Annotated in this window: 20 protein-coding genes; 10 read left to right on the plus strand and 10 right to left on the minus strand. The window is 68.4% G+C overall.

The window, feature by feature from the left end:
• Nucleotides 1-2 precede the first annotated feature (2 nt).
• The gene (locus AC1DTF_RS17985) at nt 3-788 is read left to right on the plus strand and encodes a tyrosine-protein phosphatase (RefSeq protein ID WP_477475044.1); all 786 of its coding nucleotides are present in this window, start codon (nt 3-5) and stop codon (nt 786-788) included.
• Between the two features lie 45 nt (nt 789-833).
• Here AC1DTF_RS17985 and AC1DTF_RS17990 read toward each other — a convergent pair whose 3' ends face one another.
• From AC1DTF_RS17990 to AC1DTF_RS18025, 8 genes are all read right to left on the minus strand, one after another.
• Nucleotides 834-1,319 carry a DUF456 domain-containing protein gene (locus AC1DTF_RS17990; protein WP_477475045.1) on the minus strand — a complete coding sequence of 162 codons (486 nt, stop codon included), beginning with the start codon at nt 1,317-1,319 and terminating at the stop codon, nt 834-836.
• A 16-nt stretch (nt 1,320-1,335) separates the two neighbouring features.
• The gene (locus tag AC1DTF_RS17995) at nt 1,336-2,034 is read right to left on the minus strand and encodes a haloacid dehalogenase type II (RefSeq protein ID WP_477475046.1); all 699 of its coding nucleotides are present in this window, start codon (nt 2,032-2,034) and stop codon (nt 1,336-1,338) included.
• Entirely contained in the window at nt 2,034-2,999 is a 966-nt protein-coding gene (locus tag AC1DTF_RS18000) for an NADPH:quinone oxidoreductase family protein (RefSeq protein WP_477475047.1), read from the minus strand. Before AC1DTF_RS18000 ends, AC1DTF_RS17995 begins: the two co-directional genes overlap by 1 nt.
• Nucleotides 2,996-3,859 (minus strand): SDR family oxidoreductase, encoded by an 864-nt coding sequence (locus AC1DTF_RS18005; protein WP_057169088.1) that lies wholly within the window; start codon nt 3,857-3,859, stop codon nt 2,996-2,998. The genes AC1DTF_RS18000 and AC1DTF_RS18005 overlap by 4 nt, the downstream gene beginning before the upstream one ends.
• Before the next feature lie 48 nt (nt 3,860-3,907).
• Nucleotides 3,908-5,311 (minus strand): aldehyde dehydrogenase family protein, encoded by a 1,404-nt coding sequence (locus tag AC1DTF_RS18010; protein ID WP_477475048.1) that lies wholly within the window; start codon nt 5,309-5,311, stop codon nt 3,908-3,910.
• 75 nt (nt 5,312-5,386) lie between these two features.
• Complete coding sequence (locus AC1DTF_RS18015) at nt 5,387-6,328, minus strand: class I SAM-dependent methyltransferase (protein ID WP_477475049.1); 942 nt, start codon at nt 6,326-6,328, stop codon at nt 5,387-5,389.
• Nucleotides 6,329-6,381: 53 nt separating this feature from the next.
• Entirely contained in the window at nt 6,382-7,017 is a 636-nt protein-coding gene (locus AC1DTF_RS18020; protein WP_057169091.1) for a TetR/AcrR family transcriptional regulator, read from the minus strand.
• 93 nt (nt 7,018-7,110) lie between these two features.
• Nucleotides 7,111-8,082: a pirin family protein gene (locus tag AC1DTF_RS18025; protein ID WP_477475050.1), complete on the minus strand. Its 972-nt coding sequence runs from the start codon at nt 8,080-8,082 to the stop codon at nt 7,111-7,113.
• A gap of 76 nt (nt 8,083-8,158) precedes the next feature.
• On the opposite strand from AC1DTF_RS18025, the gene AC1DTF_RS18030 reads away from it, so the two are divergent.
• Together AC1DTF_RS18030 and AC1DTF_RS18035 are read left to right on the plus strand one after the other, a co-directional pair.
• Nucleotides 8,159-9,355 (plus strand): RtcB family protein, encoded by a 1,197-nt coding sequence (locus tag AC1DTF_RS18030; protein WP_477475051.1) that lies wholly within the window; start codon nt 8,159-8,161, stop codon nt 9,353-9,355.
• A gap of 89 nt (nt 9,356-9,444) precedes the next feature.
• Nucleotides 9,445-9,600 (plus strand): hypothetical protein, encoded by a 156-nt coding sequence (locus AC1DTF_RS18035; protein ID WP_105363062.1) that lies wholly within the window; start codon nt 9,445-9,447, stop codon nt 9,598-9,600.
• 6 nt (nt 9,601-9,606) lie between these two features.
• Here AC1DTF_RS18035 and AC1DTF_RS18040 read toward each other — a convergent pair whose 3' ends face one another.
• Nucleotides 9,607-11,286, minus strand: a complete 1,680-nt coding sequence (locus tag AC1DTF_RS18040) for a phosphoenolpyruvate--protein phosphotransferase (protein WP_477475052.1) — start codon at nt 11,284-11,286, stop codon at nt 9,607-9,609.
• A gap of 100 nt (nt 11,287-11,386) precedes the next feature.
• On the opposite strand from AC1DTF_RS18040, the gene AC1DTF_RS18045 reads away from it, so the two are divergent.
• The 4 genes from AC1DTF_RS18045 to AC1DTF_RS18060 are packed head-to-tail and all read left to right on the plus strand — an operon-like array spanning nt 11,387 to nt 15,424.
• Nucleotides 11,387-12,166 carry a DeoR/GlpR family DNA-binding transcription regulator gene (locus tag AC1DTF_RS18045; protein ID WP_477475058.1) on the plus strand — a complete coding sequence of 260 codons (780 nt, stop codon included), beginning with the start codon at nt 11,387-11,389 and terminating at the stop codon, nt 12,164-12,166.
• The gene (gene pfkB / locus AC1DTF_RS18050; protein WP_477475053.1) at nt 12,163-13,140 is read left to right on the plus strand and encodes a 1-phosphofructokinase; all 978 of its coding nucleotides are present in this window, start codon (nt 12,163-12,165) and stop codon (nt 13,138-13,140) included. Before AC1DTF_RS18045 ends, pfkB begins: the two co-directional genes overlap by 4 nt.
• A gap of 17 nt (nt 13,141-13,157) precedes the next feature.
• A complete protein-coding gene (locus tag AC1DTF_RS18055; RefSeq protein ID WP_477475054.1) occupies nt 13,158-15,128 on the plus strand; it encodes a PTS fructose transporter subunit IIABC in 1,971 nt (656 codons plus the stop codon).
• 38 nt (nt 15,129-15,166) lie between these two features.
• Nucleotides 15,167-15,424 carry an HPr family phosphocarrier protein gene (locus AC1DTF_RS18060; protein ID WP_057169097.1) on the plus strand — a complete coding sequence of 86 codons (258 nt, stop codon included), beginning with the start codon at nt 15,167-15,169 and terminating at the stop codon, nt 15,422-15,424.
• 11 nt (nt 15,425-15,435) lie between these two features.
• On the opposite strand, the gene AC1DTF_RS18065 is transcribed toward AC1DTF_RS18060, so the two are convergent.
• The gene (locus AC1DTF_RS18065; RefSeq protein WP_477475055.1) at nt 15,436-15,906 is read right to left on the minus strand and encodes a carboxymuconolactone decarboxylase family protein; all 471 of its coding nucleotides are present in this window, start codon (nt 15,904-15,906) and stop codon (nt 15,436-15,438) included.
• A 284-nt stretch (nt 15,907-16,190) separates the two neighbouring features.
• Between AC1DTF_RS18065 and mycP the strand changes: the two genes are divergently transcribed.
• From mycP to AC1DTF_RS18080, 3 genes are all read left to right on the plus strand, one after another.
• Nucleotides 16,191-17,537, plus strand: a complete 1,347-nt coding sequence (mycP, locus tag AC1DTF_RS18070) for a type VII secretion-associated serine protease mycosin (protein ID WP_057169099.1) — start codon at nt 16,191-16,193, stop codon at nt 17,535-17,537.
• Nucleotides 17,534-18,934: a type VII secretion protein EccE gene (eccE, locus tag AC1DTF_RS18075; protein WP_057169100.1), complete on the plus strand. Its 1,401-nt coding sequence runs from the start codon at nt 17,534-17,536 to the stop codon at nt 18,932-18,934. Before mycP ends, eccE begins: the two co-directional genes overlap by 4 nt.
• Nucleotides 18,934-20,421 (plus strand): PPE domain-containing protein (locus tag AC1DTF_RS18080; RefSeq protein ID WP_477475056.1); only part of this gene is annotated, 1,488 nt, incomplete at its 3' end. The genes eccE and AC1DTF_RS18080, both read left to right, overlap by 1 nt.

Genomic DNA, 20,421 nt, shown 5'->3' on the forward strand with positions numbered 1-20,421 from the left:
CCGTGGAACTGACGGGTGCCTGGAACTTTCGTGACGTTGCCGAGTCAGCCGGCATCCGGCCGGGCCTGCTGTTCCGGTCCAGTGAACTGAGCCGCCTCACCGACGAGGGTGGTACCACCCTGCTCAACCTGGGTATCAACGATGTCGCCGATCTGCGCTCGCGCCGCGAACTGGAACGCCGCGGCCCCGGCCAGGTACCCGCAGGTGTTTCCCTGCACCACTTGCCGTTCCACTTCGAGGACGACTCCGAACAGGACGCGCCGCACGAGACCACCTTCCAGCGGGTGATGTCGGAGTCACCCGACGGCGAGGACGTCGCCGAGTCCGCCAAGCGATACATGACCGAGGTGTACGAGGAGTTCCCGTCGCTGACCGGCGCGCAGGTGGCCGTGCGCCAGGTGATCTCGCTGCTGGCCGACGGTCGACCGGTGATCGCGCACTGCTTCGCAGGCAAGGACCGCACCGGGTTCACCGTCTCGACGGTGCTCGAGGCCGTCGGGGTGCCGCGGGACGCGATCCTGACCGACTTCCTGCGCAGCAACGACGCCATCGACCCGCTGCGGGCCAGCATCATGGAGTCGGTGAAGGCCCGCGCGGGCGAGTCTCCCGAGGTGCTGACCTTCGCCGAAGCCCGGCTCACCGATGCCGTGCTCGGTGTCCGCGCCGAATACCTCGAGGCGGCCGGCCGCAAGGTCGACGACATCTACGGTTCGGTGCGCGGTTTCCTGGAGGCCTCCGGGGTGACCGAGGAGGAGCTCACGCGCCTGCGCGCCCAGCTCACCACGTGATTTCGGCGTGATCGGACACGCTCGGCGCAGCGAATCACGCCGAAGTCACGAGGATACGAGCACACCGACGACCCAGGTCACGGTCGCGAGCAGCGCGCCGGTCAACTCCACGCCGACCGACAGCGCCACCCCCTTGAGTGCGTGCACCGTCGAGGCCCACGCCCGGGTGGTGTCACGTCGCATTGCCAGTTCGGCGGCGAACACTCCGAGCACGAATCCGATGAGCAGACCGATGACGGGGATGACGAAGAAGCCGACGATACCGGCGACCGCACCGATCACCAGCACCGATGTCCGGACCTCGGCGCGGCGCATTCGCTGGACAGGCCAGGTGTACTTGATCACCTCGGCGATGACGAAGAACGCTGCCGCGATACCGAATGTCACCCAGGACGTGGTCGAACCCTCGACGTACGCCCACACCCCGATCGATGCCATGACCAGTAGACCGCCGGGCAGGATCGGGATCACGATGCCGGCCAGCCCGACCGCGATCGCCAGCGCGACCAGAACGATCCCCAGGGTGCTCACCCCTTGAATCTACGGACTACGCGCCGAGCTGTCGGGCCAGGTCGATGAAATCCTGCGCAACAACCTCGAACTCGCCGTCGGTCACCTCCGGCAGCGAATGGCCGGGACCGTGCTCGAGTGGTCGCACAACATAGCCGGTGCGCAGACCGCAGGCCCGCGCCGCCCGCAGATCGCTCGGATGGGTGGCGACCAGCATGAGCTCGTCGGGTGCCACATCGAGCAGCCGGGCGCAGCCGAGATAAGCCTCGGGGTCGGGTTTGTAATGGCCGAACAACTCGGCGGAGATGACACAGTCCCACGGCAATCCGGCGTTCTTGGCCATGTTCGTGAGCAGCGAGAGGTTGCCGTTGGACAGGGTGGTGATGACGAAGCGCTGCTTCAACCGGTGTAGGCCGGGCACCGAATCCGGCCACGGCGTCAGCCGGTGCCAGGCCCGGTTGAGGTCATCGATCTCGGCCTCGTCGACCCGGACACCGCCGAGCAGATCGACCAGGATCTCGCGGTGCAGATCGTCGATGCGTGTCCAGGGCAGCTCACCGCGGCGCACCCGGTCCATGGCCGGCGCGTAACCGGCCCGCCACGCATCGGCAAAGGACGCCCAATCTCGTTGCAGCCCATGGCGGGTGCCGAAGAAATTCAGCTCGGCGATGATGCTTGACCGCCAGTCCACCACGGTGCCGAACACGTCGAACGCCAATGCGCGCGGGCCGTCCACTACGGCTCCAGAACGAGCTTGCCCCGGATCTTGCCCTCGGCCAGCGCCTGCAAGCCTTCGGCGCCGTCGGCGAGCCGGTAGGTCACCGGCGCCGGCGGCCGCAGCCCGGCGGCGACCAGGTCGGCGAGCCCGGCACCGACCTCGGCCTGGGCGGCTGGCGAATGTCGGACGAACTCACCCCATCCGACACCGACCACGCTGACGTTGCGCAGCAACAGCCTGTTCACCTTCACCGTCGGAATACCTTGTCCGGCAGCGAATCCAATGACGAGGAGCCGCCCCTCGGGGGCCATCACCCGGATGGCGTCGTCGAACGCGTCACCGCCGACCGGGTCGACCACCACATCCACACCGCGGCCGTCGGTGGCATCGAGCACCGTCTGCTTCCAGCCCTCGGTCAACGGCAGCACCACGTCGGCGCCCACGCTCGCCACGAAATCCTGGGCGTCGGGCCGGTGCACCAGCGCCACCACCCGGGCGCCGAGCGCCTTGGCGATCTGGATGGCCGCCACCCCGATGCCACCGGCCGAGCCGAGTACCAACACCGTCTCCCCGCTCCGCAATGCCGCGCGGCGTTGCAGGGCGAAGTACATGGTGTAGTAGTTGCCCAGCAGAGCCGTGGCCGACGCATCGTCGATACCGTCGGGCGTGGGCACCACGCTCGACGGCGCCACGGCCACCTGCTCGGCGTAGCCGCCGAGCATGGACATGGCCGAAACCCGCTGGCCGACAGTAAAACCCGACCCTTCTGGAGCCGACCGGACGGTACCGGCAACCTCCATACCCGGGGTGAATGGCGGCTCCAGGCGGAGCTGGTACTCCCCGCGCAGTAACAGCAGGTCGGGGAAGCAGACGCCGGCCGCGCCGACGTCGATGATCACCGAGTCTGCAGACTCCGGATCGTCGACGTCGATGTAGGCCAGTCCGTCGGTACCGGTCAGCGCTTGTGCGACAAGCGCTTTCATCCGAGCTTGAAGCTGGCGGCCTGCGCTGCAGACAGATCGGTGATCTCGCCCCACTTGCCGGCGATGTCATCCACCGAAGGCACCTCGGTGAAGGTGACGCCCTCGTTCTGGAACAGTGCGGTGCGCTGCACCTTGCCGCCGCCGACGATGAACACCGAATCGGTATCCGGCAGTTCCTCGGTCATCAGGTACGCCACCACGGGCGCAACGTATTCCGGGGTCAGCTTCTCGAACACCTCGGGCGGCAGGATGTCCTGCGTCATGCGGGTGGCGGCGATCGGCGCGACGGCGTTGGTCTTGATGTTGTACTTGGCGCCCTCCTGGGCGAGCGTGTTGATCAGGCCGACCAGGCCCAGCTTGGCGGCACCGTAGTTGGCCTGCCCGAAGTTGCCGAACAGACCGCTGGTGGAGGTCGCGACGACCACACGACCGAAGCTCTGCTCACGGAAATGCGGCCACGCGGCGCGAATGACGTTGTAACCACCGTAGAGATGCACCTTGAGCACGGCATCCCACTGCTCGAAGGTCATCTTGTGGAAGGTGCCGTCACGCAGGATGCCGGCGTTGCTCACCACGCCGTCGACCTTGCCGAACTCATCGATGGCGGTTTTGATGATGTTCTCGGCACCCTCGGGCTCGGCGACGCTGTCGTAGTTGGCGACGGCACGGCCACCGGCGGCCTTGATCTCGGCGACCACCTCGTCGGCCATGTTGTGTCCGGCACCGGACCCGTCCCGCGAACCACCGAGGTCGTTGACGACGACGCTGGCACCCTCACGGGCCAAGGTCAGGGCGTACTCGCGGCCAAGGCCACCGCCGGCTCCGGTGATGACGACGACGCGATCCTGCACTCCGGGCATTACGTTCCTCTCGGTGTTGGGTCAGTTCTTGTGTGGTCGATACGGCGCCTAGAACAGCCGCCGGGCCAGTTTCCACGCCTTCTCTGTATACGGCGGGTAGATCATCGCCCCCAAGTCGGGGCGGGTGGTCTTGGTCAGCACCGACTTGCGGTGGCTGAACTCCTCGAACCCGTACCTGCCGTGGTACGCGCCCATCCCGGACGGGCCGACTCCACCGAACGGCAGCTTGGTGGTCGCGAAGTGGAAGATCAGGTGGTTGACCACCATGCCGCCGGCGGGCACCTCACGGATCACCCGTTCGCGGGTCGCCTTGGCCTTGGTGAACAGGTAGGCGGCCAGCGGTTTGGGTCGCGCATTGACGAAAGCGATTGCCTCGTCCAGGTTTTGGACGGTGACGATGGGCAGGACCGGACCGAAGATCTCGTCGGTCATCAGCGGCTCGTCCAACGACGGATCGACCACGACGGTGGGCTCGATCGCCAACTCGGTGGCGTTCGTGCCGCCGCCGATCGCGATCTCACCCTCGGTGGCGGCCACCGCCGCGGCGAGCCGATCGAAGTGGCGCCGGTTCACGATCGGCTTGCCGCCGGTGGCGTCGGCTTCGAAGACCTGCACCGCGGCCTTGACCTTGGCGACCAGTTCGTCGCGCACCGAGGCGTCGACGAGTACGTAGTCCGGTGCGATGCAGATCTGGCCCGAATTGATCAGCTTGGTCCAGGCGATGCGCTTGGCGGCGACGTCCAGGTCGGCGTCGGCGGCCACGATGACCGGGCTCTTGCCGCCCAACTCCAGGGTCACCGGGGTCAGATGAGCCGCCGCGGCCTGGTAGACCTTGCGTCCGATCTCGGTGCCGCCGGTGAAGCAGATCTTGTCGAATCCCTGGTCGATGAGCAGCTGGCTGACCGATCCGTCGCCCTCTATGACGGCGACGGCCTCGGGGGCCAGGTAGCGCGGCACCAGCTCGGCCATCAGCGCCGAGGACGCCGGCGCGAGCTCGGAGGGCTTGAGCGCGACAGTGTTGCCCGCGGCGATGGCGCCCACTGCGGGGCCCAGGGTAAGGGCGAAGGGGAAGTTCCAGGCGCCGATGACGAGCACGGTGCCGTAGGGCTCGTATTCGACCCAGCCGCGGGCGGGCAGCTGGGACAGCTCCAGGCGCCGGTACCGGCGCTTGGCCCACTTACCGAGATGCTTGGCGGCGTCGCGGGCCTCGGCGGCGGTGCTGGCGATGTCGGCCAGCCACGCCTCGAACGGTTTGCGCCCCAGGTCTGCTGCCAGCGCCTCGGCAATGGCGGACTCGTTGTCGACCACCAGCCGTTCCAGGGCGCGGAGCTGCTGTTTACGCCACTCGATGTCGCGGGTGCGACCGGTGGCGTATGCCGCGCGGAGCCCGGCGACGACCGCCGGGATGTCCGCCACCGCAGGTGAGGTGGGTGCGTCTGCGTGCGTGGTCATCGGAGCGTCCTTCCAGACCGGGAAATCTGATCCTAACCATCCGGTCGGTCGGTCCATAAGACCCGAATTACGCAGTCAGCGTCGTGTGGCGGTCACAAACTGGGAGAACGCGTCGTCTGCGGGCGCATCGGGGCCGTCGGGCAGCGCCCAGCGGTCGAGCCGACGCATCTCGGCGGCCGATTGCACGGCGGTGCTGTCCCACCCGCTGGCGCCAAGCCATTCGGCGACATCGGCGCGGTCCGGGTCGTTGTACATGAGCTCGCCGACGTCGAGGCTGTCGGTGATGCCGAACTTCTCCTTGATGACCTCGAACCGTTCCTTCATCTGCTGGCGACGTTCCTCGGCTTGCGTCGGAGCGGTCTCGGCCGCGATCCGGCTGCCCGCGGCGCTCAGTTCGGTGATCTGAGCGAACAGCCGGTCCTGCGCGTCGGCGGGCAGGTACATCAACAGGCCCTCGGCCAACCAGGCCGTTGGCTCGGCCGCGTCAAATCCGGCTTCGCGCAACGCCTTCGGCCAGTCGTGGCGCAGGTCCACGGCCACCTCGCGACGGGTCGACGTCGGCTGCACGCCGTGCTCGGTCAGCACGGATTCCTTGTACTCCAGCACCTTGGGCTGGTCGATCTCGAAGACGGTGGTGCCCGCCGGCCAGTCCAACCGGTAGGCGCGCGAGTCCAGGCCGGACGCGAGGATCACCACCTGGCGGATCCCGGCGCCGCCGGCCGCGGTGAAGAAGTCGTCGAAGAATCGGGTCCGCACGGCCTGGTAGCTGCCCATGTGCGCGAAGATCGCGGCGCCCTCGGGATCGATGTCGACCGCGCGGGCCACCCATTCCTCGTCCATCATCAGGCCCCACACCCCGCCGCCCGCGCMTTCGACGAGGATGCGCGCGTAGGGGTCGCTGATCAGCGGATCGGGGCTCGCCGTCTCGGCGGCTCGCGCTGCGGCGACCATCACGGCGGTGGTTCCTACGCTGGACGCGATGTCCCAGCTGTCATCGTGGGTACGCAGTGAGCTCATGTCCCGATGCTACCGAATAGTTAGGTGGCCTATCCGCTGCCGCCGCCGCGCAGTTACTCCGACAGCGTCCACAACTTGTTAGCCATCAGCAATTCCAGCTGCGCGACGACAGCCGCGGTCTCGTCATGGCTCCCGACGTACCCGGCATAGAAACCCATCCCCCACATCACCGCGACCAGCATCTCGACCAAGGTCGACACATCGGTGTCGGTGGTCAGTTCACCGCGTTGGATGGCATCGGTGACGGCCCACTGCACGAACGCCCGGGAGTTCGCCAGCGGATCGTGTTCGTCCTGGCTGAGTTCGGGATGGCGCTGCGCCTCCAGCACCGAGGTCACCAGAAAGGCCGCGACCGAGCGGTCCTTGCTGTCGGCCTGCATGGCGACCGAATAGAAGGCCGACAGCCGCCTCAGCAGGGTGGGCTCGGAGCGGGCTTTTTCGATCCCGGCCCGCACCACCACGGCGTTGGTGTGTTCCACCACTTCCCGGTACAGCAGATGCTTGCTCTGAAAGTAGTGATTGATCGCCGGGCGGGTCAGATCCGAACGAACCGCGATGGCCTGGAATGTTGCTGCGTCGTAACCGAGTTCGCTGAATACCTCGCGCGCCGCCTGCAGGATGCGCTCCCGGGTCTCCGCTGCCTTAGCGGCAGGCGGACGACCCGGACCTCTGCTGGCTATATGTGGCACAGTCAAATTGTGCCACAGATCACCTGCTCCACTACCGAGGGATGATTGCGAAGTCACACTGAATCGACCTTTCAGCAAACTCCCAGGAGCCGGTCAGCGCGCCCGGTGCGGCGTGAGCGCGTTCGGCGGGAGCGACCCGAACCGGCCGGCGTTGAAGTCCTCCAGCGCCTGCAGCACCTCCGATTTGGAGTTCATGACGAACGGCCCGTACTGGACGACCGGCTCGCGGATCGGCCGACCACCCAGCAGCAGCACTTCGAGCGCCGGGCGGTTGCCGTCCTGAGTGGGCTCGGCGGCGATGTCGATGCGGTCACCGGATCCCAGCACCGCGAGCTGACCCTGCTGGATCGGCCGGCCTTCCGGCCCCACGGTGCCCCGCCCCGACAGCACGTAGACCAGCGCGTTGAACTGGCGGTTCCAGGGCAGGTTCAGGCGCGCGCCGGGCTCGATGGTGGCATGGGCCAAGGCGATCGGGGTGTGCGTCTGGCCGGGCCCGGCGTGCTCGCCGATGGAACCGGCGATGACGCGCACCAGTGCGCCGCCGTCCTCCGAGGACAGCAGTTCGACGGCGCCGCCCTCGATGGATTGGTAACGCGGAGAGGCGAACTTGTCCTTGCGCGGCAGGTTCACCCAGAGCTGGACCCCGTGGAACAGCCCGCCGCTCTCGACGAGTTCGGCCGGCGGGGTTTCGATGTGCAGGATGCCGGACCCGGCCGTCATCCACTGGGTGGCACCGTCGGTGATCAGACCGCCGCCGCCATGAGAATCCTGGTGCGCGAAACGTCCGTCGATCATGTAGGTGACGGTCTCGAAGCCGCGGTGCGGGTGCCAGTCGGTGCCGCGCGGTTCGCCGGGCTGGTATTCGATCTCGCCCATCTGGTCCATGTGCACGAAGGGATCCAGGTCGGCGGCGCTGACGCCGGCGAAGGCGCGCACGACGGGGAACCCTTCGCCCTCGTAGCCGCGGGGGCCGGTGGTGATGGAGCGCACGGGGCGCTCGGTCTCGGTGGGTGACGCCGCCGCGATGCGGGGCAGGGTCAGCGTATCGGCTGTGATGGCAGGCATGCAATGTTTAACCGGACCGCGGTCCGATTCATTCCGGGCGGGATAACCGCTGGACAACGCAGTGACAATCACTCCTATGACCATTCAGCAGATCAGCGGCCACAAGCTGCTGAACTTCGCCTCGCTGGTCGACGACAACACGATCGAGCAGGCGAAGCAGACGGCGTCGATGCCGTTCGTGCACCCACACGTGGCGTTGATGCCGGATGCGCACTTCGGCAAGGGGTCCGCCGTGGGCACCGTGATCCCCACCATCGACGCGGTGATACCCGCCGCAGTCGGGGTCGACATCGGGTGCGGGATGATCGCCGCGCGCACCGTGTTCACGCTCTCCGACACCGAGGGCCGCGATCTCGCCGCGCTGCGCGAATCCATTGAATCCGCGATCCCGCTCTCGCCCGGCAACTACAACCGCGGCACCGACCGCTACCCGTTCACCCGGGAGCGGATCACCGATCTGCGCTCCCGCGCCGAGGCCGACGGCGTCGACCTGACGCACTCACCGAAGTGGCCGGAGCAGCTGGGCTCGCTCGGCGGCGGCAATCACTTCATCGAACTGTGCGTCGACGAGGCGTCCCGGCTGTGGATGTTCCTGCATTCGGGGTCGCGCGGCGTCGGCAACAAAATCGCCCAGCATCACATCAACGAGGCGAAGCGACAGTGCGCACAGCGTGAGATCGACCTTCCCAACCGCGACCTCGCCTACCTCCTGCAGGGCACCCCCGAGTTCGATGCCTACCTGCGAGACCTCCAGTGGGCCCAGCGTTTTGCGCTGTACAACCGCGCCGAGATGATGGACCGGTTCCGCCAGACGCTGGCCCATTGGATGGGTGTCCCCGCCGACGACACAGCCGCGATCGAGGCCGAACGGGTGAACACCCATCACAACTACACCCAACTCGAGGAACACGGTGGCCGTTCGGTGTGGTTGACGCGCAAGGGCGCCATCGACGCGAGCGTCGGTGTGCGCGGGATTATTCCCGGGAGCATGGGCACCCGCTCGTACATCGTGCGCGGCAAGGGAAATGCCGCGAGCCTGTGCTCGGCCCCGCACGGAGCGGGCCGACGGTTCTCCCGGACCGAGGCGCGGCGGCGGTTCACCGCCGACGATCTCGCGGATCGGATGGCAGGAATCGAGTACCGGCACGGCGCGGAGTGGGTCGATGAGATCCCGGATGCGTACAAGGACATCGATCAGGTGATGCTCGATGCCGCCGATCTGGTGGCGGTGGAGCACACGTTGCGTCAGATTCTGAACGTGAAGGGGACCTGATCAAGACTGGCAGGTTTGGATTTTGACGGTTTTGGTAATTCTTCCTGAGCGACAACGCGACAGCATCACCTTAAGGATGGGAAATCACCATGATTGTGCTCGGCATCGTCCTCCTGCTGATCGGATACTTCACCAGCCTGTCGATCCTCTACACGATCGGCGCCATTCTCGTTGTGGTCGGCGTCGTGCTGTGGATCCTCGGCGCGGTCGGCCGTCCGGTCGGTGGGCGAAAAGTCTGGTTCTAGCCCGCTCTACCCCAACACTGCGAGTGCCGCGGACCTGGCGTCCGCGGCACTTGCCGTGTGTACCACCGCCTGGGCCGCGGCGCGGCAACGCTCCAGCGTGACTCCGGCCAGCGCGGCGCCCACGCCGGGCACCGCGGTCGCGGCCGCCGACAGAGACGTCACGCCCATCCCCACCAGCACGCAGGCCAGCAACGGGTCCGCGGCCGCCTCACCGCACACACCGACCGGCTTGCCGACGGCCGCCCCCGCGCGGGCGGTCAGCTCCACCAGCGCCAGCACTCCGGGCTGCCACGGGTCGGTCAGGGTCGCCAGTTCGGCCGACATCCGGTCGGCGGCCATCGTGTACTGGGCCAGATCGTTGGTGCCGATCGACAAGAAGTCGACATGCTCGAGGATATGGTTGGCCAGCAGCGCCGCGGCCGGAATCTCGATCATCACACCGGGCGTCAGCCCGAAGGAACGTGCCTCTGCAGCAAAGTTTTTCGCTTCATCCGGGGTGGCGATCATCGGCGCCATCACCCAGGGGTCGCTGCCGGTGGCCTGCGCTGCCGCGGCGATCGATTCGAGCTGGCGGGTCAGCAGTCCCGGGTTTCCGAACGAGATGCGCACGCCGCGCACCCCCAGCGCCGGGTTGGCCTCATCCGTATGGCCGGCGAATTTCAACGGTTTGTCCGAGCCCGCATCCAGCGTGCGGATGACGACCTTGCGGCCCTCGAACGCGGTGAGCACCTCACCGTAGATGCGCGCCTGCTCCTCGACCGTCGGCTCGGTGTCACGGTTCAGGAAGCACAGCTCGGTACGGAAGAGCCCCACGCCTTCGGCCGGCGTCTGACTCGCCGACCGGGCCGCCGCACCGTCCTGGACATTGGCCAGTACCGCGACCGCATGCCCGTCGGCGGTGGCACCGGGTCCGGTCCACTGCGCGATGCGCGCGGCGTCCTCGCGTGCCTTGCCGACGGCGCGCTGCGCCTGCTCGGCGTCGGGGGACACCGTCACCGTGCCGCGGGCACCGTCCACCATCACCTGCGCTCCGGCCGGCACCGCGTCCAGCCCGTCCACCGCCACCACGCACGGAATGCCGAGCTGTCGGGCGATGATCGCGGTGTGGCTCGTCGGGCCTCCCAGCGTGGTGGCCAGCGCCACCACCAGGGTCGGGTCCAGGCCCGCGGTGTCAGCGGGCGCCAGATCCTCGGCGCACAGCACCGAGGGGACATCCGGCACCGGGACCCCGGGTTCGGGCAGCCCGGCCAGCTGAGCGAGCACCCGGTCACGGACATCCCGCAGGTCGGTCACGCGTTCGGCCATCAGGTCACCGGCCTTGGACAGCGCATCAGAGATCTTGGCGATGGCCGCACCCACGGCATGGTGGGCCGGACTGCCTGCCTTGATCCGCTTCTCGGCGTCCAGGAGCCACGCCCGGTCCTGGGCCAGCGCGGCCGTGGTGGCCAGCACCTCCGACGCCACGCCGGTCGCGTGGGCCGCCCGGTCGCGCAGCCGCTCGGCGACTGCGGCCGCCGCGGCTTTGAGCCGGTCCACCTCGCCCGGCCGGTCCGCCTCGGGCACATCGGCGGCGGACACCGGGGCGGTCGGCCGCGCGCCCGGCCGGATCACCGGGGCATAGGCGACCCCGGCCACCACCGGAACGCCGGTCAGAACCTGTGTCTCATTCACGGATGAAGTGCTCATGTGATTCAGATTACAAGAAAGCATTGACAAGTCAACAGATTCAAGCGTAAAACCACATATATCAACATTTGAGCCGGTGAGCCAGCCCCGAACGGAGACCATGTACGCCGAGGAACGCCAGAACGCGATCGCCACCCTGGTGATGCAGCAGGGGCGTGCGTCGGTCACCGAATTGGCTCAGACCTACGACGTCACCACCGAGACGGTGCGCCGCGACCTCGCCGTGCTGCACAAGGCCGGTCTCCTGCGTCGGGTGCACGGCGGTGCCGTCCCGGCGCGCGCGCTGCACCTCGTCGAGCAGGACGTCGGGGAACGCGACGCCACCCGGTCCGCCCACAAGGACGCCATCGCGGCGGCCGCCACCGATGTTTTCCCGGTCGGCGGCGCCAGCGTGCTGCTGGACGCCGGCACCACCACCAGCCGGGTCGCCGCGCTCATCCCGACCGACCGCGAACTCGTGGTGGTGACCAACTCGGTACCGGTGGCCGCCCGGCTGTCCGCGGTGCAGTCGGTGTCCTTGCAACTGCTCGGCGGCCGGGTCCGCGGCCTCACCCAGGCCACCGTCGGCGAACAGGCCCTGCAGACCCTCGAGCAGATCCGGGTGGACATCGCCTTCATCGGCACCAACGGCATCACCGTCCGGCACGGCCTGTCCACCCCCGACAGCGAGGAGGCCGCGATCAAACGCGCCATGGTCAAGTGTGCGAATTACGTTGTCGTCGTCGCGGATTCGTCCAAGATCGGCCGGGAAGAACTGCACAGCTTCGCGCCGATCTCCAGTGTCGACGCACTCATCACCGATACCGAGATCGCCCATACCGCCCGCGAGGAGCTCATCGGCCTCGGCATCGAAGTCACCTGCGCAGGAGCATCCGCATGATCGTCACGGTCACACCCAATCCCAGCATCGACCGCACCGTCACGCTGCCCGGCACCCTGACCCGGGGTGCGGTGCACCGGATCAGTTCGGTGACCGACGAACCCGGTGGCAAGGGCGTCAACGTCGCCCGTGCGCTGGGGCTGGCCGGACTGGACGCGCTGGCCGTGCTGCCCGCGGCCGACGCCGACCCCATGCTGTCCGCGCTGCGGGCCTGCGGGGTCCCCTACGCCACCGTGCCCATCCGCGGAGCAGTTCGCACCAACGTCGCCATCACCGAGAATGACGGCACCACAACCAAACTCAACGAGCCGGGAGCGACAATCGACGCCGACGCCCTGGACGCGCTGACCCGCACCGTGGTGGAAGCGGCACATCGGGCCGAATGGATCGTGATGTCCGGATCGCTGCCACCGGGCGTGCCGGTCAGCTGGTACGCCGATGTGGTCGCCCAGCTTGCCGACAAGAACTGCCTCGTGGCGGTGGACACCTCGGATGCGCCACTGGCCGCGCTGGCCGCCTCCTTCGGCACGGCCGCCCCCGATCTGATCAAACCCAACGCCGAGGAACTCGCCGGACTGACCGGTACCTCCGCGCAAGCGCTGGAAGACGCTGCCGCCGCCGGTGATCCGATGCCGGTGATTGCCGCGGCCCGCCAGCTGGTCGACCGCGGTGCGCGCACCATCCTGGTCACCCTCGGCGCGGCCGGGGCGGTGCTCGTCGACCCGTCCGGCAGCTGGCTGGCCGGCTCGCCCCCGATCACCCCCCGCAGCACCGTCGGCGCCGGTGATTCCGCGCTCGCCGGGTATGTCCGGGCGGCGCTGTCCGGGGCGGATGCCCCCGACCGGCTGCGGATGGCCGTCGCCTACGGCAGCGCCGCGGCATCGCTGCCCGGGTCCGCATTGCCGGGACCCGATCTCATCGATCTCAAAGCCGTTCCAGTGAAAGCCATTTCGCTGTCCCGTTCCGACTCCTGACAACAGAAGGCCATTTCATGTCCAGTTCACCCCCGGTGATCACCACCGACCTGGTCCTGCTCGACGCCGACGCCGGCTCCGACAAGCAGGCCGTCATCGCCCGCATCGCCGGGTTACTGGCCGGCGCGGGCCGCACCACCGACGCCGACGGGCTGATCGCCGCCGCCATGGCGCGCGAGGCCCAGTCCGCGACCGGCCTGCCCGGCGGGATCGCCATCCCGCACTGCCGGTCACCGTATGTCGACACACCGACCATCGGATTCGCCCGGCTGTCCCCCAAGGTGGACTTCGGGGCTCCGGATGGGCCCGCCGATCTGGTGTTCCTCATCGCGGCACCGGATTCCGGCGGCGCCGAGCATATGAAGCTGCTGTCCAGCCTGGCCCGCGCGCTGGTGCGCAAGGAGTTCGTGGAATCGCTGCGCTCGGCGAGCACGGCCGGTGAACTGGTCGCCCTGGTGGAGGGTGTGGTGAACCCGGCCCCCGCCGCGGCACCCGCTGCCGCGCCGGCCGCCCCCGAAGCGCCGGCCGCCAAAAAGCGCATCGTGGCGATCACCGCGTGTCCCACCGGGATCGCGCACACCTACATGGCGGCCGACGCGCTGAAACTGGCCGCCGAACGGGCCGGGGTCGACTTCGTGGTGGAGACCCAGGGCTCCTCGGGCAGCACACCGTTGCCCGGTTCGACCATCGCCGCGGCCGACGCCGTCATCTTCGCCACCGACGTGGGCGTCAAGGACCGCGGCCGGTTCGCGGGCAAGCCGGTGATCGCCTCCGGCGTGAAACGCGCCATCAACGAACCCGACACGATGATCGCCGAAGCCGTTGCCGCCTCGGACAATCCGCGGGCAGCCAAGGTGGAGGGCTCCGCCACTGCCGACAGCGGCACCGAGGGCTCCTCCAACGTCGGCTGGGGCACCCGTACCCGACAGATCCTGCTCACCGGCGTGAGCTACATGATCCCGTTCGTCGCGGCCGGTGGTCTGCTGATCGCGCTGGGATTCCTGTTCGGCGGGTACGAGATCGCGGACAACGGCCAGGACATCGCACTCAACAACTCGCTGACCAACCTGCCCGACGGCGGGATGATGCAGTACCTCGGCGCCATCCTGTTCACCCTGGGCGGGCTTGCCTTCAGCTTCCTGGTGCCCGCGCTGGCCGGCTACATATCCTTCGCGATCGCCGACCGGCCCGGTATCGCACCGGGATTCACCGCGGGCGCACTCGCCGTGTTCGTCGGCGGCGGCTTCATCGGCGGCATCGTCGGCGGCGTGATCGCCGGCTTCACCGCGCTGTGGATCAGCAACATAGAGGTACCCCGTTGGTTGCGCGGCCTCATGCCGGTCGTCATCATCCCGCTGATCGCGTCACTGTCCGTGGGTCTGATCATGTTCTTCCTGATCGGCCGGCCGCTGGCCTGGGTCAACACCAGCCTCACCGACTGGCTCAACGGGCTGACCGGAACCTCGGCGGTGTTGCTCGGCGTCATCCTCGGCCTGATGATGTGCTTCGACCTGGGCGGACCGGTCAACAAGGCGGCCTACGCCTTCGCCACCGCCGGCCTCGCGGCCGCGACCACCGGGTCTTATCAGGTGATGGCGACGGTGATGGCGGCCGGTATGGTCCCGCCGCTGGCCATGGCGCTCGCGACGACTATCCGCCCAGCGCTGTTCAGTGAGCCCGAGAAGGAAAATGGCCGCGCCGCTTGGCTTCTCGGCGCCTCGTTCATCTCCGAGGGCGCCATCCCGTTCGCTGCGGCCGACCCGCTGCGCGTCATCCCTTCGATGATGGCCGGTGGCGCCATCACCGGCGCGCTGTGCATGGCGTTCGGCGTGACGCTTCGGGCCCCGCACGGCGGCATCTTTGTGTTCTTCGCGATCGGGAACCTGCTGTGGTTCCTGGTCGCCCTCGCCGCGGGAACCGTTGTCTCCGCCCTGGCGGTCGTCGCCGCCAAGCAGTTCATCAAGCCCCGCCAAGCTGTCTCCGTCTGACCACCTCAACCACAACCACAACAACCAAGGAGAAACACATGCCCGAGAAGACCGTCACCGTCGGATCGTCCATCGGCCTGCACGCCCGGCCCGCCGCGATCATCGCCGAGGCCGTCGTCAACGCCGGTGTCGAGGTGACCCTCGCCGTCGACGGTGGCGAACCCGTGGATGCCGGCTCCGCACTGATGATCATGACGCTGGGCGCCGGCAACGGAGCGCAGGTGACGGTCGCCTCGGAGGACGCCGCGGCACTGGCTACCATCGCCGATCTGGTGACCCAGGATCTCGACGCCTGATCCCATGCGGGTCAGCCGAACTGGCCGACCACGTAGTCACCGCCCGGTCGTCCGAAGATGACGTTCAGCCGGTTGAACGCGTTGATGAGGACGATTTGCGAGACCAGCGCGACGATCTCGTCCTCGGAGAAATTCAGCAGCGCGTTCGCCCACACGTCATCGGAGATGCCCTTGCCGTTGGCGATACGGGTGCCCTCCTCGGCGAGTTCCAGCGCGGCGCGCTCTGCATCCGAGTAGACGGTCGCCTCCCGCCACGCGGCCACCAGATTCAGCCGTTGCGCGGTTTCGCCGGCCGCCGCGGCATCTTTGGTGTGCATGTCGACGCAGAAGGCGCAGCCGTTGATCTGGCTGGCGCGGATCTTGACAAGCTCGTTGATCTCGGGCGGCAGCGCCGAATCGTCGACAACCCGGTTGGCCGCGATCAGGTGCTTGGTCACCTTCATCGCCACAGCGCTTTCGGTGTACTCCTTCCAGCTGGTCATCGCCGGCTCCTCTGCTCGTCTGGTGGCGATGTTCTCACCGCCTGACATCAGCTTCACCCCAGGTGTCGCCCACCGAATCCTGGAAAGCCCGTAGTCGCTCGCCTCCACGAGAAAGCGGAACGAACCCCAGCTGCACCCCCGTAAAATGACTCTGGCAAAGCTGGATGGGAAGTCCACATTTAGGCTGTCGTGACAGGATGCGCCGCCGGTAGGCGGCCTCCACTTTGCTGCGGGTTGTGCCAGCACAGACCGCATCCGGGGACTGCAAGGGGGAGTGAACAACCGTGCGACGCATCGGTGCGCTGCTGGCCGCTTCGGCACTCGTCCTGCTGACGGCGCCGCCGGCCGTCGCGATCGAACCGCCCGTCATCGACGCGGCCGCCGTTCCGCCCGACGAAACGGGGCCTGACCAGCCCACTGAGCAGCGTCGCCAGTGTTCGGCGCCGATCACCTTCCCGGACTCGAACTTCATCGACAAACCGTGGGCGAACGACTACCTGCGGATCGCCGATGCGCAGAAGTTCGCCACCGGCGCCGGCGTCACCGTCGCGGTCATCGACACCGGCGTCAATGGCTCCGCCCGGGTGCCGGCCGAACCGGGCGGCGACTTCGTGGACAAGGCCGGCAACGGTATGTCGGACTGCGACGCGCACGGAACACTGACCGCGGCAATCATCGCCGGCCGGCCGGCGCCCACCGACGGGTTCGTCGGCGTGGCCCCGGAGGCGCGGATCCTGTCGCTACGCCAGACCTCGGATAATTTCCAGCCCGTCGGCTCCCGCAGCGACCCCAATGATCCCAACACCACCCAGACCGCGGGATCGCTGCGCAGCCTGGCCCGCTCGATCGTGCACGCCGCCAACCTTGGTGCGCAGGTCATCAATATCAGCGAGGCCGCCTGCTACAAGTCGACGCGGCCGATCGATGAGGCCACCGTCGGCGCGGCGATCAACTTCGCCGTGAACATCAAGGGGGCGATCGTGGTGGTGGCCGCGGGTAACACCGGCCAGGACTGTTCCCAGAATCCGCCGCCGGAAGCCGACGCGCCCAACGATCCCCGCGGCTGGAAACAGGTGCAGACGATCGTGTCCCCGGCCTGGTACTCGCCGCTGGTGCTCACCGTCGGCGGCATCGGGCAGACCGGCCAGCCCAGCACCTTCTCGATGTCGGGGCCCTGGGTGGACGCCGCCGCACCGGCGGAGAACATCACCGCGCTCGGTTACGGCGGCGAGCCTGTGAACGCCCTCAACGGCGCCGAGGGGCCCATCCCGATCGCCGGCACTTCCTTTGCCGCCGCGTATGTTTCGGGTCTGGCCGCGCTACTCAAGCAGCGGTTCCCCGACCTGACGGCGGCCCAGGTCATGAATCGGATCACCGCCACCGCCCGCCATCCCGGGGGCGGTGTGGACAACTACGTCGGCGCCGGCGTCATCGACCCGGTGGCCGCCCTGACCTGGGATGTGCCGGCCGGTCCGAAGGCAGCGCCCTACCGCGTCAAGCAGCTACCGCCGCCGGTGATCATCGAACCGCCCGACCGCGGCCCGATCACCATCGTGGTGCTCACCGGCGCCGGGCTGGCGCTGGTCCTCGGGATCGGTGCGCTCACCCGACGGGCCATGAGGCGCCGATGAAGGAGTTCCTCGGCCAGTTCGGGTTCCGGTTCACCACCGGACACCTGCTGTGGGCGGCGGTCCTCATCCCGGCCGCCATCGCGGTGTTCATCGCGCTCGACCTCATGTGGGTCGGCATCACGCTGGCCGTGCTGCTCGCGATCGCCACCACGCTGACCGTGCGCGGCCGCCGGTTCACCGGCTGGATCGCGGCACTGTTCTCCTGGCGCCGCCGGCTTGCCACACCGCCTGCCCCGCCTTCAGCGCCGGCGGTCGGAGCCACCGTGTTACCGGGCGACCATGTCGCGGTTCGCTGGCAGGACGAATTCCTGGTCGCGATCATCGAACTCATCCCCCGACCGTTCACCCCGACCGTCCTGGTCGACGGTGAGGCCTTCACCGACGACGTGATCGACACCCGCGTCGTCGAGCAGTTGATCAGGGCGCACTGCCCGGAACTGGAAGCCGATGTGGTGTCAGCGGGTTACCGGGTCGGCAAGTCGGCACCGGCCGGCCTCGTGGCACTCTACGAACAGGTCGTGGGCCCCTACCCGGCGCCGGCGAACCGGCGTACCTGGATTGTGCTGCGCGCCGATCCCGAAGTGACGCGGCGGCCCGCACAGCGCCGGGACACCGGGGTATCCGGTCTGGCCCGTTATCTTGTGGCCTCGGCCACCCGCATCGCGGACCAGTTGGCCAGCAACGGAATCGACGCGCGCTGCGGCCGCAGCTTCGACGACTTCGACCGCGCCACCGAGATCAGCTTCGAACGGGAATCCTGGTCATCGATCAAGGGCCGCAGCACGTTCACCGCCGCCTACGTCGCGCCGGGCGGTCCCGACATGTGGTGGTCGGCGCGTGCGGATCACACCATCACCCGGGTGCGAATCCGGCCCGGGGAAGCGCCGACGACGACGGTACTGCTGACCACACTCGCCAATCCTTCGACACCACGCGGCTTCTCGTGTCTGTTCGGTGGTCAGCGGGCCGCACTGCTCGGCGAGAGCCCGGTTTCGGACCGGCATTACGAGCTGCCCATCGGTTCGGCGGGTGTGCTCATCGGTGAGACCGCGGACCGTTACCCGGTGTACATGCCGTTCGACGATGTCGACGTCAGCATCAACCTGGGCGATGCCCGGCTGTTCACCCAGTTCGTGATCCGTTCGGCGGCCGCCGGCGGGGTGGTGACGCTGGGCCCGCAGTTCCGCGAGTTCGCCGGCTTCGTCAACGGGCGAATAGGGCAGGTCGCCAAGGTGTCCTGGCCGAATTCCACGACCTATCTCGGACCCCACCCCGGTGTCGGCCGAGTCGTGCTGCGCAGCAACTTCATCGAGACTCCGCGGCACAGTCAGCTGCCCATCCGGCTGATCAACCCGCGTGAGGAGAGCCGGTACCAGATGGCATTGGAGAGTGCGTAATGAGCGCGGGAGTTCGCGTCCTACCGGATTCGCTCGACACGCTGGCCGAGCTGCGCAGCCAAGCCGAATGGCCGCCGGTGGACACCCAGGTCCAGAAGCTCGACAACCTGCCGAACACGCAGGCCGCCGTCGACAACCTCAATGCGAACGCCGAAACGCTGGCGCGGTACCAGACGATGGCCGACCAGCAGAACCAGAAGCTCAACGAGATGCTGCGGATCACGGCAGGCGAGTACCGCAAGGTCGACGAAAAATACGCGGCCAAGCTCGACAGCGACGAGCGGGCAGGAGCGGTCGATGCCATCGCCGTGCCCGAGCCCGACACGCAGGTGACGCCGGTGCCGGAGCTGGCGCCGTTCGTGCCCGTCAGCGCAGGCGGCTACGCCGATGTCGAAAAGACTCAGCAGGATCTGCTCGACGGCGACCACGGCGCCTCCCTGCAGGGTGCCATCGCGCAGTGGACGGCCGCCGCCGCGGCGACAAGACGCAACGACACCGGCGGGTTTCCGACGAACTGGGAGGGCGAGGCCGCGGACGCCGCCATGGCCCAGCTCAACGAGTACGCGGTTTGGCTCGGCGAACTCGCGAACGCCTGGGACCAGCTGGCCGCGGCCGGCGAACAGGTGTTGACCGCGCACAGTGTCGCGCTCGCCAACCACGCCGTCGTCTACGCGCAGTACATGGTGCTCAAGGCCCAACTCGCCGAGCTCGCCGCCCACCCCGCGGGTCAGGGTGTCGCGATGGCCGAGGTTCAGCGTGCGCTGGTCGAGCTGCAGGAGCGTTCCGACGACCTGCGGGAGGAGTACGCCGGCCATTCGAACTTCCCACCGGCCACGGTGCCCGACCCCGGCTACGCCAAGAAGAAGGCCGGTCGAGGTACCGGAGGTGCGACGCAGCAAGGAGGCTCGGGCAGCGGCACCGGAGGCGGCTCACCCGCCGGCGGCGGCCAGCCTGCCGGTGCGCAGCCGCAGGTATCACCGCAGTCCATGGACCCCTCGGCCGGGCAACCGCAGGGCAATCCGGCCGGTGCCGGCTCCCCGTCGGGAGGCGGTTCGCCCTCCGGGGGTGGCTCTCCGTCCGGCGGCGGATCTCCCTCAGGCGCAGGCAAACCCGGCGGTGGCGGCGGCCTGCCGGGCGGCGGCCTGCCCGGCGGTGCCGGAATGCCCGAGACGGGCCTGCCCGACCTGGGGCTCGACGATCCCGGCATCTCCCCGGCCGGCGCCGGCGGCGGTGGCTCCGGTGGCGGATCCGGTGGGGGCAGTGGCGCCCCGTCGATGCCGTTGCAGCCCAACGTCGGCGCCGAGACCGTCGCACCTGGTCCCGGCGGCGGCGCCCGCGGCGGCGGGTCCGGTGCCATCCCGGCATCGGCGATGGGTGCCGGGATGGGCGGTATGGGTGGCGGCATGGGCGGTATGGGCCACGGCGGCGGCCAACAGGGGAAGGAGAAGCGGCGTGATGCGCGTTTCGCCCCGGACGAGGAGATCTAC

The sequence above is a fragment of the Mycobacterium sp. P4_H6 genome, assembly GCF_056400845.1.

Excerpts from the sequence above, each read along its gene's own strand:
- AC1DTF_RS18040 (WP_477475052.1), bottom strand. The coding sequence starts at position 11,286 with ATGAGCACTTCATCCGTGAATGAGACACAGGTTCTGACCGGCGTTCCG.
- AC1DTF_RS18045 (WP_477475058.1), top strand. The coding sequence starts at position 11,387 with ATGTACGCCGAGGAACGCCAGAACGCGATCGCCACCCTGGTGATGCAG.
- AC1DTF_RS18000 (WP_477475047.1), bottom strand. The coding sequence starts at position 2,999 with ATGAAAGCGCTTGTCGCACAAGCGCTGACCGGTACCGACGGACTGGCC.
- eccE (WP_057169100.1), top strand. The coding sequence starts at position 17,534 with ATGAAGGAGTTCCTCGGCCAGTTCGGGTTCCGGTTCACCACCGGACAC.
- AC1DTF_RS18025 (WP_477475050.1), bottom strand. The coding sequence starts at position 8,082 with ATGCCTGCCATCACAGCCGATACGCTGACCCTGCCCCGCATCGCGGCG.
- pfkB (WP_477475053.1), top strand. The coding sequence starts at position 12,163 with ATGATCGTCACGGTCACACCCAATCCCAGCATCGACCGCACCGTCACG.
- AC1DTF_RS18055 (WP_477475054.1), top strand. The coding sequence starts at position 13,158 with ATGTCCAGTTCACCCCCGGTGATCACCACCGACCTGGTCCTGCTCGAC.
- AC1DTF_RS18065 (WP_477475055.1), bottom strand. The coding sequence starts at position 15,906 with ATGACCAGCTGGAAGGAGTACACCGAAAGCGCTGTGGCGATGAAGGTG.
- AC1DTF_RS18030 (WP_477475051.1), top strand. The coding sequence starts at position 8,159 with ATGACCATTCAGCAGATCAGCGGCCACAAGCTGCTGAACTTCGCCTCG.
- AC1DTF_RS18005 (WP_057169088.1), bottom strand. The coding sequence starts at position 3,859 with ATGCCCGGAGTGCAGGATCGCGTCGTCGTCATCACCGGAGCCGGCGGT.
- AC1DTF_RS18010 (WP_477475048.1), bottom strand. The coding sequence starts at position 5,311 with ATGACCACGCACGCAGACGCACCCACCTCACCTGCGGTGGCGGACATC.
- AC1DTF_RS18035 (WP_105363062.1), top strand. The coding sequence starts at position 9,445 with ATGATTGTGCTCGGCATCGTCCTCCTGCTGATCGGATACTTCACCAGC.
- AC1DTF_RS18060 (WP_057169097.1), top strand. The coding sequence starts at position 15,167 with ATGCCCGAGAAGACCGTCACCGTCGGATCGTCCATCGGCCTGCACGCC.